This window comes from Streptococcus sp. (assembly GCF_041802885.1).
Lineage (GTDB): Bacteria > Bacillota > Bacilli > Lactobacillales > Streptococcaceae > Streptococcus.
This window is the reverse complement of the sequence record NZ_JBHCHN010000008.1, coordinates 1-18,638: the sequence shown is the minus strand read 5'-3', so window position 1 is coordinate 18,638 and position 18,638 is coordinate 1. Positions and strand designations below refer to the sequence as shown.

The window sequence follows — 18,638 nt, the reverse complement described above, 5'->3', positions numbered from 1 at the left end:
TCTAGATGTGGCGAACTGCTGCCCTCACACTTGAGGGCCCGGCTGCATAAATCTCACGATTTACCGCTTGTTCATATGATATTTACAAGTATATTCTATCATTCTGTTGATAAAAATGCAAGCGTTTTTTTGTTATTAAGGTCCCAATCAATGCTCATTAGGGTCATTGCGGGCATCATCGTGGGTCGGGTGAACCGTACCTGGCAGATGGTCTGGACCACCATAGATGGTGTAGAGTTTCAAAGGTTCATCACCCGTATTGGTCACATTGTGCCAAACACCTGCTGGAACAAAGATAGCCTGATCAGCCCCGACTTCTACTTCAAAGTCAAGATTGTCTTCACTTGGTCCCATTTGGCAGAGACCCTTGCCTGACTCGATTCGCAGGAACTGCTCCACCCCATGGTGAACTTCCAAGCCAATGTCATCTCCAGGCTGGATGGACATGACCGTCAGCTGAATCTTATCTCCTGTCCATAATGTGGTCCGGTAGTTTTCATTATTAAGGGTCATGCCCTCCATGTCAATGACCAGTGGTTCTTTTCCCTTATCAGAATAATCAAATGTCATTTTCTTATCCTCCTTCAATTTTCTTAATTATAACAATTCTAATTAACAAAGTCAAGGATTTTATTTTAACATTTTCATTATTTCCAAATTTCGTCACCATAATCCACTTATGATATAATAGATAGACTAATAGAAACTGAGGAATGACCATGTCCTTCGATGGATTTTTTTTACACCACATGACCGCGGAATTGCAGGATAAACTGCAGGGTGGCCGCATTCAAAAAATCAACCAGCCCTTTGAACAGGAACTGGTCCTTCATATCCGCAGTCAGCGCCAGAGCCTCAAACTCCTGATTTCTGCCCACTCCGTCTTCGGCCGCATCCAGCTGACCCAGACGGATTTTACCAACCCCAAGGTTCCCAATACCTTTACCATGATTTTGCGCAAGTATCTACAGGGGGCCATTATTGAAAGCATCCAGCAGCTGGAAAATGACCGGATTCTGGAAATCGCCGTTTCCAATAAGGATGAAATCGGGGACCAGATTCAGGCCACGCTGATTGTGGAAATCATGGGCAAGCACAGCAATATCATCCTGGTAGACAAATCAGAAAACAAGATTATCGAAGCCATCAAGCATGTCGGCTTCTCCCAAAATTCCTACCGGACCATCCTGCCCGGTTCCACCTATATCTACCCGCCAAAAACCCAGGCCAAAAATCCCTTTAGCATCGGCGATGAGAAATTATTTGAAATCCTCAGCACTCAGGACTTGACCCCTAAAAATCTGCAGGTTCTTTTTCAGGGTTTGGGCAGGGACACGGCAACTGAACTGGCGGCTCAATTAAAAAGCGATAGGCTCAAGCAGTTTCGCCTTTTTTTCCAAGAAAAAAGCCAGCCAAGTCTGACGGAGAAATCCTATGCGGCGGTGGCTTTTGCGGACAGTCAAGAGACCTTTGCCAGCCTGTCTGAGCTCCTGGACTACTACTACCAGGATAAGGCTGAGCGTGACCGAGTAGCCCAGCAGGCCAATGAGTTGATCAAGCGGGTAGCCAGTGAGTTAGAAAAGAACCGCAAGAAGTTGGTCAAGCAGCAGGAGGAATTGCAGGCCACGGACCATGCCGAGGACTTTCGTCAAAAGGGTGAACTTCTGACCACCTACCTCCATCAGGTGCCCAATGACCAGCCAGCTGTGACCCTGGACAATTACTACACTGGTCAATCCATCGACATCGCTCTCGATGTTGCCTTAACGCCCAGTCAAAATGCCCAGCGCTATTTCAAGAAGTACCAAAAACTCAAGGAGGCGGTCAAGCACTTGACCAATCTGATTGAAGAAACCAAGGCCAGCATTACCTATCTGGAAAGTGTCGAGTTGCTCTTGCAGCAGGCCAGTCTATCTGAAATTGACGAACTGCGCGAGGAATTGATTGAAACAGGCTACCTCAAGCGCCGCCACCGGGAAAAGATAGCCAAGCGCCAAAAGCCTGAACGCTATTTGGCCAGCGATGGCAAGACCATCATCCTAGTCGGGAAAAATAACCTGCAGAATGATGAATTGTCCTTTAAAATGGCCAAAAAAGGAGAACTCTGGTTTCATGCCAAGGACATTCCAGGCAGCCATGTCATTATCACCGAAAATCTGGACCCCAGCGATGAGGTCAAAACAGACGCCGCTGAGTTGGCCGCCTATTTCTCCAAGGCCAGACATTCCAACCTCGTCCAAGTGGACATGATTGAGGCCAAAAAACTTCACAAGCCAACAGGCGGCAAGCCAGGCTTTGTCACCTACCGAGGCCAGAAGACCCTGCGCGTCACCCCAACGGAAGAAAAAATAAAATCCATGAAACTCTAATTCATGGATTTTTTTGATTGGGTTGGTTGGCATGAAAGATTTCTTGACACCAATTCAGCCATTTTTCTTGATATTCTTCCTCTGATAGAATCCTAGTAGCCAGGTCCGCTACGGAATGAATACCTTTTTCCTCTGCTGTTTGGACACAGATAAGGTAGGCCTCCCAATCCAATTCATCCTCATCCCAGATAACTGGTACCCTTTCCCAACCAGCCTGATAAGCCAAATAGGCTCTTGTGTGTCCATCCGTCAAAAAGATTCGATGACCAATTTGCTTGATAGGTAAGGGAGAGAATTTATCTTCCACACCAAGACGCTGCATCCATTCCCTACATGCAACTATTTTCTTTTCAGAAAGGTAGAATTGACTGGGTTGAAGATCTCTGATGAACATTTCCATCTCACTCCGCCTTATCGATATCTTCTCTGACTTCTTTGGCGTTAAATTTGGCAAAAAGATACTGGCGGTCTTGGACTGGAAAACGCTGATCCAGCTGGTCCACAGCCCCCACTTCGACCACCCCTTGTGTGATGACATAGTCCAATACATGACCTCCAAAGGTATGGTCATCGGAAATAAAGTGCAGATGGTAGCCAGCTACGCTGACCCCATGGAAAATCTCTGGCGTCCAAAATCCCACGATGGTACCAGTGATATCCTCAGTTGAAAATTCTGGCTGGTGAACCGCTACTTCTGCAAATTTCTTGTCACTTGTAGACTTGGGAATCATGCGGACATGCATCTTGGAAAAATGACCATGTATCTTGATGGAGCGAAAGAGATTCTCCCCATCATAGTAGGATTCGATCCGCTGTTGCAGTTCCTCATGGGTCATCTCAAAGCGTTGCTTAAAGATGACTTCGGCCTGATGAAAAATCACTGCGGCATAGGGAACCTTGACTTCTGGGTCCACCTCGATAACCTCTGGTTGCTGGCTAGACCCCTTGGCCTGGTAGGCTTTGCCATCCAGCACAATCAGCTCCCCATCGATGGAATCAAGGGTGCCAATTCCCAAATCACCATGCTGCAATAATTCGCCGACCGTCAGGGAACCCCCATACAGGCCAGCCATCAAGGCACCCAAGGTATTGTATTGAAATAATTTATTTGCTTCCATTGTCTTCTAATCTTCTTGATAATAAAATTCCTGCATGGCCATATCATCCGGCACCAAGTTCAGGTATCGGCCCGCCCAGTCTCTGGCTTCTGAAAGAGCTCCTTCCTGGCGAAGGACTTCGATCAAATCCAGCAAAAACTCGGGATTATCTGCCAAATCTTCCTTGAGTTGGTCAAAGAGATGAAGAGACTTTTCATTTTCATCCAGAGCTTGATAGGCCTTGGCAATGTTCCAGCGGGCCAGGACATTGTCTAGTTCCTCTGAGGCCAGGGCGACCACATTCTCAAAGCGTTCCTGTTCCAGATAAAGATTACTGAGGCGCAGACTGATTTCATCAAGGTCCTCTGCACTCTCTCTTGCCTTCAAAAGATAGGATTCAGCAACCTGGCGATCATGGCTTTCATAAGCATACTGGGAGGCCAAGAGTAAGAGGGTCTGGTCAAATTCATTCTTTGCTAAACCCTTTTCTAGCATAGCAAGTGCCTCCTCCAGCCTGTGTTCCGCATGGAGAGACTGGGCGTAGGCATATTCGTAGCCCTCAAAGTCGGGGTTGATGGTATCCAGCTGTTTGAAATAGAGATTGGCTTTCTGGTACTCCTCTTGTTCAAAGAGGAGGGTGGCCAATTCATAGACTGTCTGGTCATCGTATTCCAGCTCCACAGCCTTTTTAAGAAATTCGATGGCCGCTTCAAACTTACCAAGGCTGGCATAGGCTAGACCAATCCTCTGGTAGGTCGAAACCCCTGTCTGTTCATAGATCTCTCTGTTGTCCAGCTGGGCATAACCCTGGATGGCTTCTTGAAAGTTGCCCAGCTCCATATCCAATTCTGCCAGACCAAAGACCAAAATGGGCTCGTCTGACAAGGCAAGAGCTTCCAACAACTTCTCCCGCGCCACATCTGCCAATCCCTCTGCTTGATAGAGGTCTGCCTTGACTACTAGGGCTTCTAAATAAAAGGGACTGTCTTCCGAAAACTGGTCCAGATAAGTAAAAGCCTTCTCCACTTCTCCATCCTCATTGGCAATCTGGGCCAAATTCAAATAGAGTTCTGGAAATTCGCTGACCAGCTGCAAAAATATTTCCCTGGCATGGTCATAAAATCCAAGAGATTCCAGATAGAGACCCAGATCATATAGGGTCCCATCATCATCCTTTCGGATGGCTTCCAGGAAATATTCCTGGGCCAGATCCAAATCTTGTTGCTCCAGAGCACGTAGCATTTTTTCACTATTAGTCACTGACAACCTCGACCTCATCTTTTTCCTGCACAAGCTCCTCTTCGTACAAGCCACTGTATTGCTTGTACCATTCAAAAATAGCCTTGAGAACTACCTTGATAGAGGCATAAATAGGGATTCCCAAAAGCACACCCAAGACCCCATACATCTGACCAGCTGTCAAGAGGACAAATAGGATGGTAATAGGGTGAATACTGAGCGAACTTCCGATAATCAAAGGAGTCACAAATCGTCCTTCAATGGTCTGCTCGATCATAAAGACAATCAAGACCTTGATCAACATGAAGGGACCCGCCACCAAGCCCAGAATCACAGCTGGAATCATGGCTAGGAACGAACCCAGATATGGAATCAAATTTAAGAAACCAGCTAAAATTCCCAAGGTAATCGGATAACTCAAGCCAATGATGGAAAAGAGGATAGAGAACATGATGGCAACAATAACCGCCACTGTCACCTGCCCACGGACATAGTTGGACAGCTGACCATTCATATCTGATAAAACCGTACCAACTGGTTTGCGCCAAGCAGTTGGAAGAAATTTCGTAATATGCCCCTTTAAGTTCTTGCCATCTCGCAAGAGGTAAAAGAGAATAAATGGCATAATCAAAATAGCCACAATGATTTGAGAGGCTGTCGAAATCAAATTTCCAGCCCAGCCCACCGCACTGGATGATAGTTTTTGCGCAAAAGAAACAATTTGTTCATTCAAGCGATTCATCATCTCAATAACGGTCGGTCGGAATTGCTCAAAGCGCTCATCCTGAAGCCAGTCATTGACCTGCTTCTCGATATTTTGGATGTAGTTTGGTACATTTCGCGCGAAAGAGACAATTTGCTCCTGTATATTGGGGATTGCCACCGCCAGTCCCCATACCAAAAGAATGACAATGAGAACAAAAACAATTGAAATTGCCACAGTCCGCGATAGTTTAAGTCTCTCTAGCCAGTTGACAATAGGATTTAACAAGTAATAGAGCAAACCTGTCAAAATCATGGGTAACAAAATAATTTCAACAAAGCTGACAATTGGCTTGACCACATATCCTACCTTGTTAAACAAGAACAAATTGACCAAGACTAAAAGACAGACGAGCAAAAAGGATGCTGCTTGGTTGTTCAGAAACCACTTATAAAACCAGGATGTGAAAAATTTTTGTTTTTTCTCTTGCATAGGATACCTCTTTCACCATTTTTCTCTATTGTACCATTTTCTGGCCAAATTAAGGTAACTTTTACAAGAAAGCCCTTACTAAAAAAGATAAAAAATTACATTTTTATGATATAATAGGTAAAATTTGAAAAAAGAGGTGTGACCACATGAAAATTTACTTTGGTACCTACACGAAACGAAGTTCAGAGGGTGTTTATGTTGCAGATTTTGATGCTACTACCGGTGAACTCAGCAACCTAGAGCTCCTCATCAAAGAAAACAACCCGACCTACCTAGCCTTTGCAAAAGACGGTTCCCTCTATACTGTCGGTGCAACAGAAGCCGGTGGCGGTATTGCTGCCTATGATGCCAACTACCAACTCCTCAACCATGTGGTTGAAGAAGGTGCCCCCTTATGTTATGTCTCTGTCGATGAAGACCGAGGGCTGGTATACGGAGCCAACTACCATAAGGGACAAGTTTTGGTATACAAACGTCAGGCAGACGGAAGCCTCGTCCTTGCTGATCAAGTAACTCATGTTGGTTCTGGCCCCCATGAAAACCAAGCCAGCGCCCATGCCCACTATGCTGATTTGACACCAGACAAGTATCTGGTTGCCTGTGATTTGGGTTGTGACAAGGTCTTAACCTATACTGTTGATGCTGAAGGGAAATTGGCACCATTAGCGAGCTACCAAAGCACACCTGGAGCAGGACCACGGCACTTAGCCTTCCACCCAACCGCAAAAATTGCCTACCTCATGTGTGAACTCAATTCAACTGTTGAAGTCTTAATTTACGATGGACTGGGTCAATTTGAACTGCTTCAAACCATTTCTACCCTCCCAGAAGACCATACTGGCTTCAATGGGACGGCAGCCATTCGCGTCTCAAATGACGGCAAATTTGTTTATACTTCAAACCGAGGCCACGACTCCATCGCCGTTTTCAAGGTTCTGGGTGATGCCACACTTGAACTTGTCGAAATCGTATCCAGTCAGGGCAAGACACCACGAGATTTCATTCTCTCTCCAGACAATCAATTCCTGATTGCTGCCCACCAGGATTCGGACAATGTGACCGTTTTCTCCCGCAATGTTGAGAATGGTAAACTAACAGAAATCAGTCATGATTTTCAAGTCCCTGAAGCTGTCTGTGTCCTTTTTTAAACAAAAGACTTTCTTTTCTTCAGGATTTATGGTTTAATAACTTGAATAAAAAAGAAAGAGGTATCAAACTATGAACCCAACAGAGTTATTTAATCAAGTTAAGGAAATGATTGAGAAAAAAGATTTCTCAGCTGCACAAAAATTTATCGAAGACAATAAGGACCAGCTTGGTGAATACTTTGACCAAGCAAAAGGACTCCTTGATGGAGCGGGCGGACTTGACGGTGTCATCAACAAGGTTAAAGGCTTGTTTGATGGAAAATAAACATTCAAAAAGACAGATGAGAAAAGAAGCTCACCTGTCTTTTTATAAGTTCTTTTTTCTATCGTAACTTGCTATAAAAATACGAATATTTTGAATATTTCTACCAAATTTCTCCCATTCTCTCCGAAAATTTGGTATAATTTCAGGTGGTTAGTTAATTTTTAGGAGATTTTATGGATTATATTTCACAGGTTTTACCCAGTTTATTAAGTGGAAGTCTAGTGACCTTGCAAGTTTTTTTCATTGTCCTAGTACTTTCTATCCCTTTAGGAGCCATTTTGTCCTTTCTCATGCAGGTGCCTTTCAAGCCCCTCCAATGGCTACTGACTGTCTATGTTTGGATTATGCGGGGGACACCTTTGCTCCTGCAACTGATTTTTCTTTACTACGTTCTTCCTGGTGTCGGCATTTCCTTTGAGCGGATGCCCGCAGCCATTATAGCCTTCACCCTTAACTATGCGGCTTATTTTGCGGAAATCTTCCGCGGAGGAATCGAAGCCATCCCAACCGGTCAGTACGAAGCAGCCAAGGTTTTGAAGATGACACAATTGCAGACCATCCGCTACATCATCCTACCACAGGTCTTTAAGATTGTCCTTCCCAGTGTTTTCAATGAAGTTATCAACCTGGTCAAGGATTCATCTCTGGTTTATGTATTGGGAATTCGAGATCTATTACAAGAAAGTCAGATTGCTTCAAATCGCGATGCCAGCCTCATTCCAATCTTCTTTGCTGGTGCTATTTACTTGATTCTGATTGGATTGGCAACTGTCTTATCGAAACAAGTTGAAAAGAAATTTAACTATTACAAGTAAGAGGTCCTCATGTTAGAACTTAAAAATATTTCAAAAAAATTTGGTGAAAAAATCATTTTTGACCAGTTCAATTTGACAGTTGAAGAAGGAAAGACTTTGTCACTGGTGGGACCTTCAGGTGGAGGAAAAACAACCCTCCTTCGCATGCTGGCTGGTCTTGAAAAATTAGACAGTGGCGAAATCATCCATAATGGTGAGTCTGTTTCCATCAGTCATTTAGAAGATGCCAATCTTCTAGGTTTTGTCTTCCAAGACTTCCAGCTCTTTCCCCACCTATCTGTCATGGACAATCTCATTCTTTCGCCAACTAAAACACTCCATATGAGTAAGAAAGAAGCCCAAGATAAAGCCCTCCATTTACTCGACCGTCTAGGACTAGCCGGATTTGCGGATGCTTACCCCTACTCCCTCTCAGGTGGCCAAAAACAACGTGTGGCCCTGGCACGTGCCATGATGATTGAGCCACAGATTATCGGTTATGACGAACCAACTAGTGCACTTGATGAAGCTCTTCGGCAAGAAGTTGAGAAATTGATTCTGCAAAACAAGGAAGCTGGCATGACACAAATCATCGTGACCCATGATCTTCAGTTCGCAGAAAATATTTCAGACCGAATAATAAAAATTAACCCAAAATAAAAGGAGAAATCAATGAAACAACTTAAAAAAATTATCTTGGCCCTTTCAGTCATTCTGATGGGACTTGTCTTGGCCTCATGCGCAAAGACTAGCAAGGAAAAAAATGATGACCAATGGAATACCTATGTAAAAAATAAAAAGATCGTCATCGGCTTTGACAATACCTTTGTTCCTATGGGCTTTAAAAACAAAGAAGGTAAGAACGTTGGTTTCGATATTGACTTGGCAAACGCCGTTTTTGCGGAATATGGTATCGAAGTGGAGTGGCAACCCATTACATGGTCCATGAAAGAGGCCGAACTAGACAATGGCACCATTGACCTCATTTGGAACGGCTATTCTGTAACCGATGAACGAAAACAAAAAGTGCTCTTCTCAGACATTTATATGGAAACGGAAGAAGTATTGATTGTCAAGAAAGACTCTGCTGTCATGAAACTGTCTGATATGGCAGACAAAATACTCGGTGCCCAAGCCGCTTCTTCTGGTTATGAAGCTTTCGAAAATAACCCAGAAGTGCTCAAGGACATCGTAAAAGACAAAGATGCTGTCCAATACTCTACATTTACCCAAGCCTTTATCGACTTAGAAAATGACCGAATTGATGCCCTCTTGGTTGATAAGGTCTATGCCAACTACTACTTAGCTCAAAAGAATGAAACTGAAAACTATCGTGTCCTCTCAGCTGCTTTAGAGAGCGGGGACTTCGCAGTAGGTGCTAGAAAATCTGATGTTACCCTCGTACAAAAAATCAACGAAGGTTTCAAGAAACTCTATAAGGAAGGAAAATTCCAAGAAATATCTCAAAAATGGTTTAATGAAGACACCGCTTCTCCAGCTGTCAAAGGGGAAGAATAAAAAGATAAGAGGATTCGTTTGAATCCTCTTTTATAGTATTTGCAGCAACTCTTGTACATTCGATACTTGCCAATCGCTTGGAAAAGTAGCATCTTCTGAACCATATTGTCCCAAACCCTGTCTCAAACGAATTGTCCGCATTCCCAGTTTCTTCGCTGGAACCATGTCATTATCAACACGATCACCTACATAGACGGCTTTACTTGGTTCAATATTAGCTTTCTCTAGGGCAACTTGGAATATCCTTAAATCCGGCTTAGAAAAACCAATATCTGTTGAATTAATAATGATTTCAAAATTATCCAAAATGCCAAATCGTTCTAACCTATCAAGTAAACCTTTTCCTTGATTTGCAATAATACCGAGACGGTACCTCTCTCCCAATGTTTTTAAAACTAATCTCACCTCGGGAAATAACCTCTCTTTATCATGGGACCAGCTCGGCCGTTTTAAATGATTGGGTGCAAAACAACTCCAAGCCTCATGAATAGGATCCCCGCCTTGCTCAGCAATATGCAGAAGTTGACTATGGTAAGCGGCTGTTGATACGATAATCCCTCCTTGAGCCAATTTTTCGACACAACGATTCACAAAATCATCTAAAGCTTGCCTTTCATCAACTAAGGTTGACCCAATATCAAAAAATAACCAGTCTATCAATGATAGAATCTCCATTCTTCAATAGTATTCAATTTCTTTTCACATTTTATCATAAATCTATACAAAAAAGTAGCTACTTTTGGAGCTACTTTCTTATTGTTGCATTTTTTCAATATGAAAAACAAGTCTGGAAATTTCCAGACTTGTTCTTACTAAATCCCTCGCTATGCTAGCTCGGGGATAAAACAGTCTCCCAGACTAGGAAAAAACAAGTTCGGAAATATCCGAACTTGTTCTTACTACAACCCTCGCTATACTAGCTCGGGGATAAATTAGTACACTGTACTAATTTATTTTTTCAAGTTGTAGAATGCTTGAAGACCTTTGTATTGAGCAACTTCACCAAGTTGATCTTCGATACGAAGCAATTGGTTGTATTTCGCGATACGGTCTGTACGAGACAAGGAACCTGTCTTGATTTGACCAGCGTTAGTTGCAACTGCGATATCAGCGATTGTTGAATCTTCAGTTTCACCTGAACGGTGTGATACAACGGCAGTGTAGCCAGCTTCTTTCGCCATTTCGATTGCTTCGAAGGTTTCAGTCAAAGTACCGATTTGGTTTACTTTAATCAAGATTGAGTTAGCTGCATTTTCCTTGATACCACGTGCAAGGTAGTCAGTATTTGTAACGAAGAAGTCGTCACCAACCAACTGAACACGTTTGCCAAGACGCTCAGTAAGAGCTTTCCAGCCATCCCAGTCATTTTCATCCATACCATCTTCGATAGTGATGATTGGGTATTTGTTTACCAACTCTTCAAGGTAGTCAATTTGTTCTGCTGAAGTACGGACAGCTGCGCCTTCGCCTTCAAATTTAGTGTAGTCGTAAACTTTACGCTCTTTGTCGTAGAACTCAGATGACGCACAGTCGAAACCGATCATGATGCCGTTTTCGCCAGCTTCGTAACCAGCAGCTTCGATAGCAGCGATGATTGTTTCAACACCATCTTCAGTTCCTTCGAACTTAGGAGCGAAACCACCTTCGTCACCAACAGCAGTTACCAAACCGCGTGATTTAAGGATTTTCTTCAAGGCATGGAAGACTTCAGCTCCCCAACGAAGACCTTCTTTGAATGATGGTGCGCCAACTGGCAAGATCATGAATTCTTGGAAAGCAATAGGAGCGTCTGAGTGAGAACCACCGTTGATGATGTTCATCATTGGAGTTGGAAGAAGTTTTGTGTTGAATCCGCCAAGGTAAGTGTAAAGTGGCACTTCAAGGTAGTCAGCAGCTGCACGGGCAACGGCGATAGAAACACCAAGAATAGCGTTGGCACCCAATTTACCTTTGTTAGGAGTTCCGTCCAATTCGATCATAGCCCGGTCAATGGCTTGTTGTTGAGTAACATCAAAACCGATGATTGCTTCAGCGATAATGTTGTTTACATTGTCAACAGCTTTTTGTGTACCAAGACCGAGGTAGCGAGATTTGTCACCATCGCGAAGTTCTACTGCTTCGTGCTCACCAGTAGATGCTCCTGAAGGAACCATACCACGACCGAAAGCACCTGATTCAGTATAAACTTCTACTTCAAGTGTTGGGTTACCGCGTGAGTCAAGGACTTCGCGAGCGTAAACATCAGTAATAATTGACATGTTATTACTCTCCTTTTGAGTTTAAATTTATTACATTACTATCATACTTCAAAAACGTTTTTTTTTCAAGGAAAAATGCGACTTCTACAAAAGAAAACGTTTGCTTTTTCTGTGCATTTTTCATCTTTATGGTACAATTTACCTATGACAGATTTACAAAAAACGATTTTACAGAAATCTAGCGGTGAGAATCGTCTGGACCCGGATCAGCAAAGGCTCTATATGGGCACTTTCCGAGAGCGTATGCTCTTAACTCTCTCCTTCACTGAGGCCACTTCCAAGGACCTTCAAGAACACTTTCCAGCCATTTGTCAATATTTGAAAGACAAGTATCCCCCGCTATTTCTAAAGATTTCGCCCAATCTTTCCGATTCGATTCAAATTTCCCTGATGAAAGAGGCCCAGGCTGCTGGTATTACTACCACTATCGTGGATGAAAAAATCGCCAACAGCCCTTATGCCCTCCTCTTTCATACGAATCATGCAGTGAACTTGGAAAATATTTCCTTGGACCATACTTTTCCAAACTTATTGAAAGAAGCTCCAACAAAAAATGCTGAAAAGAAAGGATTTTGGCAAAAACTCTTTGGCGGCTAGGTGGTAAATCCGGGTCCTTGTTCTTCCTATCTGACCCTAGCTATCCGATTTTTCAGGCAGACCAAATCATCTCAAGGCGGGTCAGCATGCCCTTGCCTGCTAGAAAGGAATATTTCATGTATCAGAAAATTTTATTTGACCTTGATGGGACCTTGACTGATTCAAGCCTTGGCATCATCAACTCAGTCTGCTTTGCCTTAGAAAAAATGAACCTTCCTATTCCTGATAGAAAGGACTTATTGCCCTTTATTGGGCCTCCTCTCAAGGAATCTTTCAGCAAATTTTTCCACTTATCAGAAGAGGATAGTCAACAGGCCGTGACTTTCTATCGCCAGTATTTTTCCGAGATTGGACTCTTTGAAAACCAGCTCTATCCAGATGTTATCCCAGTCTTATCTGAGTTGAGCGCTTCAGGGAAGAAGCTCATTTTGGCGACCTCCAAGCCAGAAATCTTTGCAGTTCAAATTTTAGAACATTTTCAGATTAAGGATTTCTTTCAGGTCATTGCTGGAGCAAGCTTGGATGGTCAACGCTCTGAAAAGGCTGATGTGATTCTGCATGCCCTTGAAATGGCCCAGATAACCGATACTAGTCAATGCCTTATGGTCGGCGACCGCAAACATGATATTGAGGGTGCAAAAGCCCATCAAATGGATTCTGTCGGTATTCTATATGGCTTTGGTTCAAAAAAAGAACTAGCAGAAGCTGGGGCTACCTATATTCTTAACCAACTAGCCGATCTGCCATCATTAATTGCAACAAAAAACGACTGAACCTCTCAGTCGTTTTCATTATTTTTTCTGAAAAACAATGGATTAATTTGTATTAAAACTTTCAAAGTAGAGGCTCTGTCCGATTCTCCTCATTGTATACTCACGTACAACAGTGGATGGTCCAGATGACTTTCCATTCTTGTAATGGCTAATCACACTCGAGGTAACAGTTGCCCGAATGATATCCCCCTCAACACTGTTGATGACAATACCAGTTGTCGTACTGTCATATCTGGATAATCCATTACTCCAAAGTTCTGGAAGGATATCATCCTTAATTTCGAGATAGGTAGAATTGCTTGAAGATGTAAAGAGATTCGAAATAGCAGATGGATTTCGATTGGCAATCGCGTCATTAATAGCATTGCGATAGGCAAAAACCAATTCTTCAACTTCAGCCTTCAACTCAGATTCTTTGGCTGCATTTGCTGCATCTAGTTCTTCTTTTGCTTTGCGGGCTGATTTATCATCCTCAATTGCCTTGATTTTTGAGAGTGTATCGCTGGACAGGGTTAGATCTAGATGAATGTTGGATTTCTCATCGTCAAAAGTAACCTTACTTTTTTCTGTTGTAAACTCCTGACCTTCATAAGTAAATACAGCATGGACGGTCATTTCTTGACCTGAAAGAAGTTTCGTTTCAGCTGTTAGACCTGTCCCAAGATTTTTTCCGTTAACAACCAACTTAGGATTTGTGGCATTAGAAACCTGACTTGGCAAGTTCGCTGAAATTGTCACTTCCTGTTCCTCTAGTTCGATTAATAGATGGTTATCAGAAACATCCTCTAAGTAAATATCGTAGTTGCTAGAAACCTGTCCGATATCCGTTTTTGCAATCACTTTTAAACTTTGGGGAGTAAATCGCTTTTCAGGAAGGGCTATTTCTTTATCCTTTTCAACTTTTTGGCCATCAATCTCTAAATCTGAAAGATTACTTTTTACAGAAATTGTCAGGGGATAGCTGGTCACTCGGTAATTTGTGAAGATTCCGAGAGTCTTGCCATCTTCTTCCAAGCCCAACAGTTTGTTCCCCTGATCATCACTATATATTGCAGCTTCTGGATCATCCACCAACGATTCCAAGACTTCTACCGGATTAATCTTTTTTTCTGACAAATAAGCTAGGAATCCTCTCACCTCCTCTTTTGACCATTTATCCGACCCATGTGAAAGGAGTTTTGCTAGCGCATCAAAATCATTGCGGCTTGCTGCCTTAGAAAAAGCTTCAACCGCAACTTTAGGACCAGACTGACTACTGAAATAAGTGTAAGCACCAAAGCTCACAATAGCAAGCAAGGCTACTCCTGCCCAGAGCGCCTTTTTCCCCTTACTCCAAGTTGATGAAGTAGGAAGGCTTTCCTGAGTAACATTCAACTGAGTAGCTTGATCCGACAATGAAGCAGAATTTTCCAGCTGATCAAGTCCAGCGATTTGACGAATCGCCTTTAAGTCAAAATCTGTTTCTTGTCCTTTCAAAAATTCATCCGGAGTCGGCTTTCTGCCGACAACCTTTTCAAACAGACGAATCCACTTTTCTTTTCTCTCTTCCACTATCATAACTCCTTATTTTTTTATACATTTTTATGTTAATCTTTTTTTCTATTTCTGTCAAATAATCATTAAATTTGACGAAGTTATTGAAAGATGAAAAAAGCGAACAGCTCATTCTGAATACCAGATAAAGAAGCTTGTTCACTTTAATATGTGTCGACCTTTTTACTCTTCCTGTTCAGCCAACCAACGGTGATAGACCTCTACGATATTGATGGCCATCTGACTAGCCATGGCTACGGAGAAGGCTTCCGTTCCTTCCGCATGGTCATCAGCAATTTCCAGCTTCGTTTCATCGTAGATAGCTTTTAAACTCTGTGTGCTCAAGGTTTTCTTGAAAGCTTCAAATCCCTTGTTCATGTTGAATACCTCCTATTTTGTATGGTTCTTTTCTTTTATTATAGCAAAAAAAGAGGACAGTGGAGTCCTCTTCCAAAAAAGTTTTTTATTGGATGTCAAATACAACGGATTTCACCTTGGTCATGGCTTCAATACTGTATTTGATTCCTTGTATACCAGCACCAGAACCCTTGACTCCCAAGAATGGGAAGTTGTCTGGACCACGTTGGGTTTTGGCATTGATATGAACTGTCCCCACTTCCAACTTAGAAGCAAAGTCAAAGGCCAATGGATAATTACTGGTGAAGATGGAGGATTGAAGACCGTATTCTGACTGGTTACAGATGGTCAAGGCCTCGTCAAGTGAGCTGACCCGAATAATGGGCAGGACTGGACCAAATGGCTCTTCCCAGGCAATTTCCATATCAGTTGTCACATGGTCTAAGAGAGTTGGCCAGATGAGGTTCTTCTCACGCTTGTAAGATGTTAGTTCCACAGCACCTTTCTGCTGAGCATCTCGGACCAAACCTTCAATAAAGTCCGCAGAACTATCATCGATAACTGGAGTAATATCCTTGTTTTCAAATGGATCACCAACTGTCAATTTCTCAACTTCTGACTGTAATTTAGCAGCTAGCTGATCTGCAACGGCATCCATGACCAAGACACGCTTGATGGCTGTACAGCGCTGACCAGAATAACTGAAGGCTCCGCTGACAATTTCTTTTGCCGCATGGTCCAAATCTGCATCTTCAAGGACAACCGCGGCATCTTTACCACCTAGTTCTAACATAATCGGACGAATCCCTGCTAATTTCCCAACTTTCTGACCGATTGGAGTTGAACCGGTAAAGTTGATAAAGTTTACTTCAGGATGCTCGATGATATAGTCCCCGATTTCAGAACCACGACCAGTAATCGTATTGAAAACACCTGCAGGTAAGCCAGCTTCTGCAAAGGCTTCTGCCAAAAGTAAGCCTGAGATGGAGCCTTGCGTTGGTGGCTTAAACATAACCACATTTCCTCCAATCAAAGCAGGAGCAATCTTGGAAGCAGATAAGTTAACTGGGTAGTTATAAGGGGCAATAGCCAAGACAATTCCAACTGGTTCACGGCGAATCAGGGAAATCTTAGACTTAGCAGCTGGCTCATAGGTACCACCTTCCAACGATGATCCATAGACACGTAGGCCTTCTTCTGCTGCGTAACGGATAAGATGGGCAGAACGATCGACTTCTCCAATGGAAGCTTTGATACCTTTCGAAACTTCCTTGGCTAGAATTTCTCCGATCTCGTCCTTGCGAGCTTCCAAAATATTTGCTGCCTTATGCAAATATTGGGCACGTTCGTAGGCTGATAGTCTACGCCAAGTTGGCAGTGCTTCACGCGCAGCAGACATAGCCTTATCTACTTCTTCCTGCGACATTGCCGGAACAGTTCCCAATTCTTCCTGATTAATCGGAGAATAAATCGCAATCTTCTTCTCAGAACCTAACCATTCTCCATTGACATAATTCTTATAATCTTTCATTTCTGTCTCCTTTTGTGGAATGTGATTATTGTAACATAAGAAAGAATATTTTGCAATAATTTTTAGAAAATTCCCAATATTCTTTCATAATATTCAAGAAAATAAAAAAGAACAGGAATTCCTCCTGTTCTAAATGAAAGACTATTCAAAGTTTACGTATTCTTTTTGAAGTTCAAGTACTTCTTCGGCTGTTGCACATTCAGTGATGGCACGAGTAGCATACTCTTCCATCTTAGCGCTGTCGAGTTTCTTCATCAAGCTACGTGTACGAAGTACAGAAGTTGCTGACATGGAGAATTCATCCAAACCAAGACCCATCAAGAGCGGTACAGCTTGTTGATCTCCAGCCATTTCTCCACACATACCAGCCCATTTTCCTTCTACGTGAGCAGCCTTGATAACGTTGGCAATCAGACGGAGAATTGATGGGTTATATGGTTGGTAAAGGTATGAAACTTGTTCGTTCATACGGTCTGCAGCCATAGTATACTGGATGAGGTCATTAGTACCGATAGAGAAGAAATCAACTTCTTTAGCAAACTGGTCAGCCAGCATTGCTGCTGCTGGAATCTCAATCATGATACCTACTTGGATATCATCAGCTACTGCTACACCTTCAGCAAGCAGGTTCGCTTTTTCCTCGTCAAAAACTTTCTTCGCTGCACGGAACTCCGTTAAGAGAGCAACCATTGGGAACATGATCCGTAGTTGACCATGAACAGATGCGCGAAGCAGAGCACGAATTTGCGTACGGAACATGGCATCGCCTGTCTCAGAAATAGAGATACGAAGCGCACGGAAACCAAGGAATGGGTTCATTTCGTGTGGCATATCGAAGTAAGGAAGTTCCTTATCACCACCGATATCCATGGTACGAACCACCACAGGTTTACCATTCATACCTTCTAGCACTGCCTTGTAAGCTTCATATTGCTCATCTTCAGTCGGGAAGTCTTGAGAATCCATGTAGAGGAACTCTGTACGGTAAAGACCAACAGCTTCTGCTCCATTGTCATTGACACCTTCAACATCTTTTGGAGTACCGATATTAGCAGCCAATTCAAAATGTTTGCCATCAGCAGTAACCGTTTTGGCATCTTTTAGAAGAGCCCATTCTGCTTTTTGTTTGGCATAGGCCTCACCTGCTGCTTTAAATTCAGCAATAATTTCATCAGATGGGTTGATGACCACTTCACCAGTAATACCGTTAACAGCCAACAAATCACCATCTTTTACGATTTCCGTGATATTGTTTGTACCGAGAACAGCAGCGATTTCAAGTGTGCGGGCCATGATAGCTGAGTGACTAGTACGGCCACCAATGTTGGTAACAAAGGCTTTTACGTATTGCTTGTTCAACTGAGCTGTATCAGACGGAGTCAAGTCATGAGCAATCACAATGGCTTCTTCAGAGATAGCAGCTGGGTTAGGCAGGCGAACACCTAGCAAGTGTGCCAAAACCCGCTTGGTTACATCACGAATATCTGCAGCGCGTTCTTGCATATATGGGTTATCATCCATACCTTCAAAAATCGCGATGAACATATCTGTGACTTCTTTCAAACCAGTTTCTGCATTGGTTTTCTTGGCACGGATTGTTTCTTTAATTTGGCCAACCATTTCTGGATCAGCCAATACCATCAAGTGAGCATCAAATACAGCTGCCGCTTCTTCTCCAAGGCTAGCTACAGCGTTCTCGCGGATAACAGAAAGCTCGTCTTGTGATGCTTGTAACGCAACATCAAGGCGAGCCTCTTCTGCATTTGTATCTTCAACTGTTACAGTTTCAAATGACAAATCCGGCTGAACAAGTAGGTATGCCTTAGCAATAGCAACACCATCTGATGCCGCGATTCCTTTAAGCATATCTGTCATAATCTTACGCCAATCCTTCTTTGTCCATTGTTTCAGTGATAGCTGCGATAGCATCGTCAGCATCTGCACCTTCAGCTGAAATAGTAACG

General features: G+C 43.0%; 19 protein-coding genes and 1 pseudogene. 8 read left to right on the top strand and 12 right to left on the bottom strand.

Translation table 11 applies throughout. The features are described from left to right. Window positions 1-147: 147 nt before the first annotated feature. On the bottom strand, window positions 148-570 hold the full coding sequence (locus ACEYCN_RS01060; protein ID WP_373712452.1) for a cupin domain-containing protein: 423 nt from the start codon (window positions 568-570) through the stop codon (window positions 148-150). A 149-nt stretch (window positions 571-719) separates the two neighbouring features. On the opposite strand from ACEYCN_RS01060, the gene ACEYCN_RS01055 reads away from it, so the two are divergent. After that, entirely contained in the window at window positions 720-2,369 is a 1,650-nt protein-coding gene (locus tag ACEYCN_RS01055; RefSeq protein WP_373712451.1) for an NFACT family protein, read from the top strand. Window position 2,370: 1 nt separating this feature from the next. On the opposite strand, the gene ACEYCN_RS01050 is transcribed toward ACEYCN_RS01055, so the two are convergent. The 4 genes from ACEYCN_RS01050 to ACEYCN_RS01035 are packed head-to-tail and all read right to left on the bottom strand — an operon-like array spanning window position 2,371 to window position 5,900. Beyond that, window positions 2,371-2,763 (bottom strand): hypothetical protein, encoded by a 393-nt coding sequence (locus ACEYCN_RS01050; RefSeq protein ID WP_373712450.1) that lies wholly within the window; start codon window positions 2,761-2,763, stop codon window positions 2,371-2,373. Between the two features lie 7 nt (window positions 2,764-2,770). Continuing rightward, a complete protein-coding gene (gene budA, locus ACEYCN_RS01045; RefSeq protein WP_373712449.1) occupies window positions 2,771-3,487 on the bottom strand; it encodes an acetolactate decarboxylase in 717 nt (238 codons plus the stop codon). Window positions 3,488-3,493: 6 nt separating this feature from the next. Then, window positions 3,494-4,726 carry a tetratricopeptide repeat protein gene (locus tag ACEYCN_RS01040; protein ID WP_373712470.1) on the bottom strand — a complete coding sequence of 411 codons (1,233 nt, stop codon included), beginning with the start codon at window positions 4,724-4,726 and terminating at the stop codon, window positions 3,494-3,496. Continuing rightward, window positions 4,719-5,900, bottom strand: a complete 1,182-nt coding sequence (locus ACEYCN_RS01035; RefSeq protein WP_373712448.1) for an AI-2E family transporter — start codon at window positions 5,898-5,900, stop codon at window positions 4,719-4,721. Before ACEYCN_RS01035 ends, ACEYCN_RS01040 begins: the two co-directional genes overlap by 8 nt. Window positions 5,901-6,046: 146 nt before the next feature. On the opposite strand from ACEYCN_RS01035, the gene ACEYCN_RS01030 reads away from it, so the two are divergent. The 5 genes from ACEYCN_RS01030 to ACEYCN_RS01010 all read left to right on the top strand — a co-directional run bounded on the left by ACEYCN_RS01030 (window position 6,047) and on the right by ACEYCN_RS01010 (window position 9,625). Next, window positions 6,047-7,048, top strand: a complete 1,002-nt coding sequence (locus ACEYCN_RS01030) for a lactonase family protein (protein ID WP_373712447.1) — start codon at window positions 6,047-6,049, stop codon at window positions 7,046-7,048. Between the two features lie 70 nt (window positions 7,049-7,118). Then, window positions 7,119-7,313 (top strand): hypothetical protein, encoded by a 195-nt coding sequence (locus ACEYCN_RS01025; RefSeq protein WP_373712446.1) that lies wholly within the window; start codon window positions 7,119-7,121, stop codon window positions 7,311-7,313. A gap of 173 nt (window positions 7,314-7,486) precedes the next feature. Beyond that, a complete protein-coding gene (locus ACEYCN_RS01020; RefSeq protein WP_373712445.1) occupies window positions 7,487-8,128 on the top strand; it encodes an amino acid ABC transporter permease in 642 nt (213 codons plus the stop codon). Between the two features lie 9 nt (window positions 8,129-8,137). Beyond that, window positions 8,138-8,767: an amino acid ABC transporter ATP-binding protein gene (locus tag ACEYCN_RS01015; protein ID WP_373712444.1), complete on the top strand. Its 630-nt coding sequence runs from the start codon at window positions 8,138-8,140 to the stop codon at window positions 8,765-8,767. 12 nt (window positions 8,768-8,779) lie between these two features. Beyond that, a complete protein-coding gene (locus tag ACEYCN_RS01010; RefSeq protein WP_373712443.1) occupies window positions 8,780-9,625 on the top strand; it encodes an amino acid ABC transporter substrate-binding protein in 846 nt (281 codons plus the stop codon). Between the two features lie 30 nt (window positions 9,626-9,655). Here the strand turns inward: ACEYCN_RS01010 and ACEYCN_RS01005 are convergent, their stop codons facing one another. Next, a complete protein-coding gene (locus tag ACEYCN_RS01005) occupies window positions 9,656-10,285 on the bottom strand; it encodes an HAD family hydrolase (RefSeq protein ID WP_373712442.1) in 630 nt (209 codons plus the stop codon). Between the two features lie 290 nt (window positions 10,286-10,575). After that, entirely contained in the window at window positions 10,576-11,883 is a 1,308-nt protein-coding gene (gene eno, locus ACEYCN_RS01000) for a surface-displayed alpha-enolase (protein ID WP_373712441.1), read from the bottom strand. Window positions 11,884-12,027: 144 nt separating this feature from the next. Between eno and ACEYCN_RS00995 the strand changes: the two genes are divergently transcribed. Both ACEYCN_RS00995 and ACEYCN_RS00990 read left to right on the top strand, forming a co-directional pair. After that, the gene (locus tag ACEYCN_RS00995; RefSeq protein WP_373712440.1) at window positions 12,028-12,480 is read left to right on the top strand and encodes a DUF1694 domain-containing protein; all 453 of its coding nucleotides are present in this window, start codon (window positions 12,028-12,030) and stop codon (window positions 12,478-12,480) included. A gap of 116 nt (window positions 12,481-12,596) precedes the next feature. Then, complete coding sequence (locus ACEYCN_RS00990) at window positions 12,597-13,253, top strand: HAD family hydrolase (RefSeq protein ID WP_373712469.1); 657 nt, start codon at window positions 12,597-12,599, stop codon at window positions 13,251-13,253. Window positions 13,254-13,295: 42 nt separating this feature from the next. Here ACEYCN_RS00990 and ACEYCN_RS00985 read toward each other — a convergent pair whose 3' ends face one another. The 5 genes and pseudogenes from ACEYCN_RS00985 to ACEYCN_RS00965 form a co-directional block, all read right to left on the bottom strand. Next, window positions 13,296-14,804 carry a hypothetical protein gene (locus ACEYCN_RS00985; RefSeq protein WP_373712439.1) on the bottom strand — a complete coding sequence of 503 codons (1,509 nt, stop codon included), beginning with the start codon at window positions 14,802-14,804 and terminating at the stop codon, window positions 13,296-13,298. 165 nt (window positions 14,805-14,969) lie between these two features. Beyond that, window positions 14,970-15,164: a hypothetical protein gene (locus ACEYCN_RS00980; protein ID WP_373712438.1), complete on the bottom strand. Its 195-nt coding sequence runs from the start codon at window positions 15,162-15,164 to the stop codon at window positions 14,970-14,972. A gap of 85 nt (window positions 15,165-15,249) precedes the next feature. Beyond that, window positions 15,250-16,674 carry an NADP-dependent glyceraldehyde-3-phosphate dehydrogenase gene (locus ACEYCN_RS00975; RefSeq protein ID WP_373712437.1) on the bottom strand — a complete coding sequence of 475 codons (1,425 nt, stop codon included), beginning with the start codon at window positions 16,672-16,674 and terminating at the stop codon, window positions 15,250-15,252. Between the two features lie 141 nt (window positions 16,675-16,815). Then, window positions 16,816-18,549, bottom strand: coding sequence for a phosphoenolpyruvate--protein phosphotransferase (ptsP, locus tag ACEYCN_RS00970; protein ID WP_373712468.1), 1,734 nt, complete (start codon window positions 18,547-18,549; stop codon window positions 16,816-16,818). Window positions 18,550-18,553: 4 nt separating this feature from the next. Then, window positions 18,554-18,638 (bottom strand): annotated as a pseudogene (locus tag ACEYCN_RS00965) (phosphocarrier protein HPr); the annotation flags it as partial.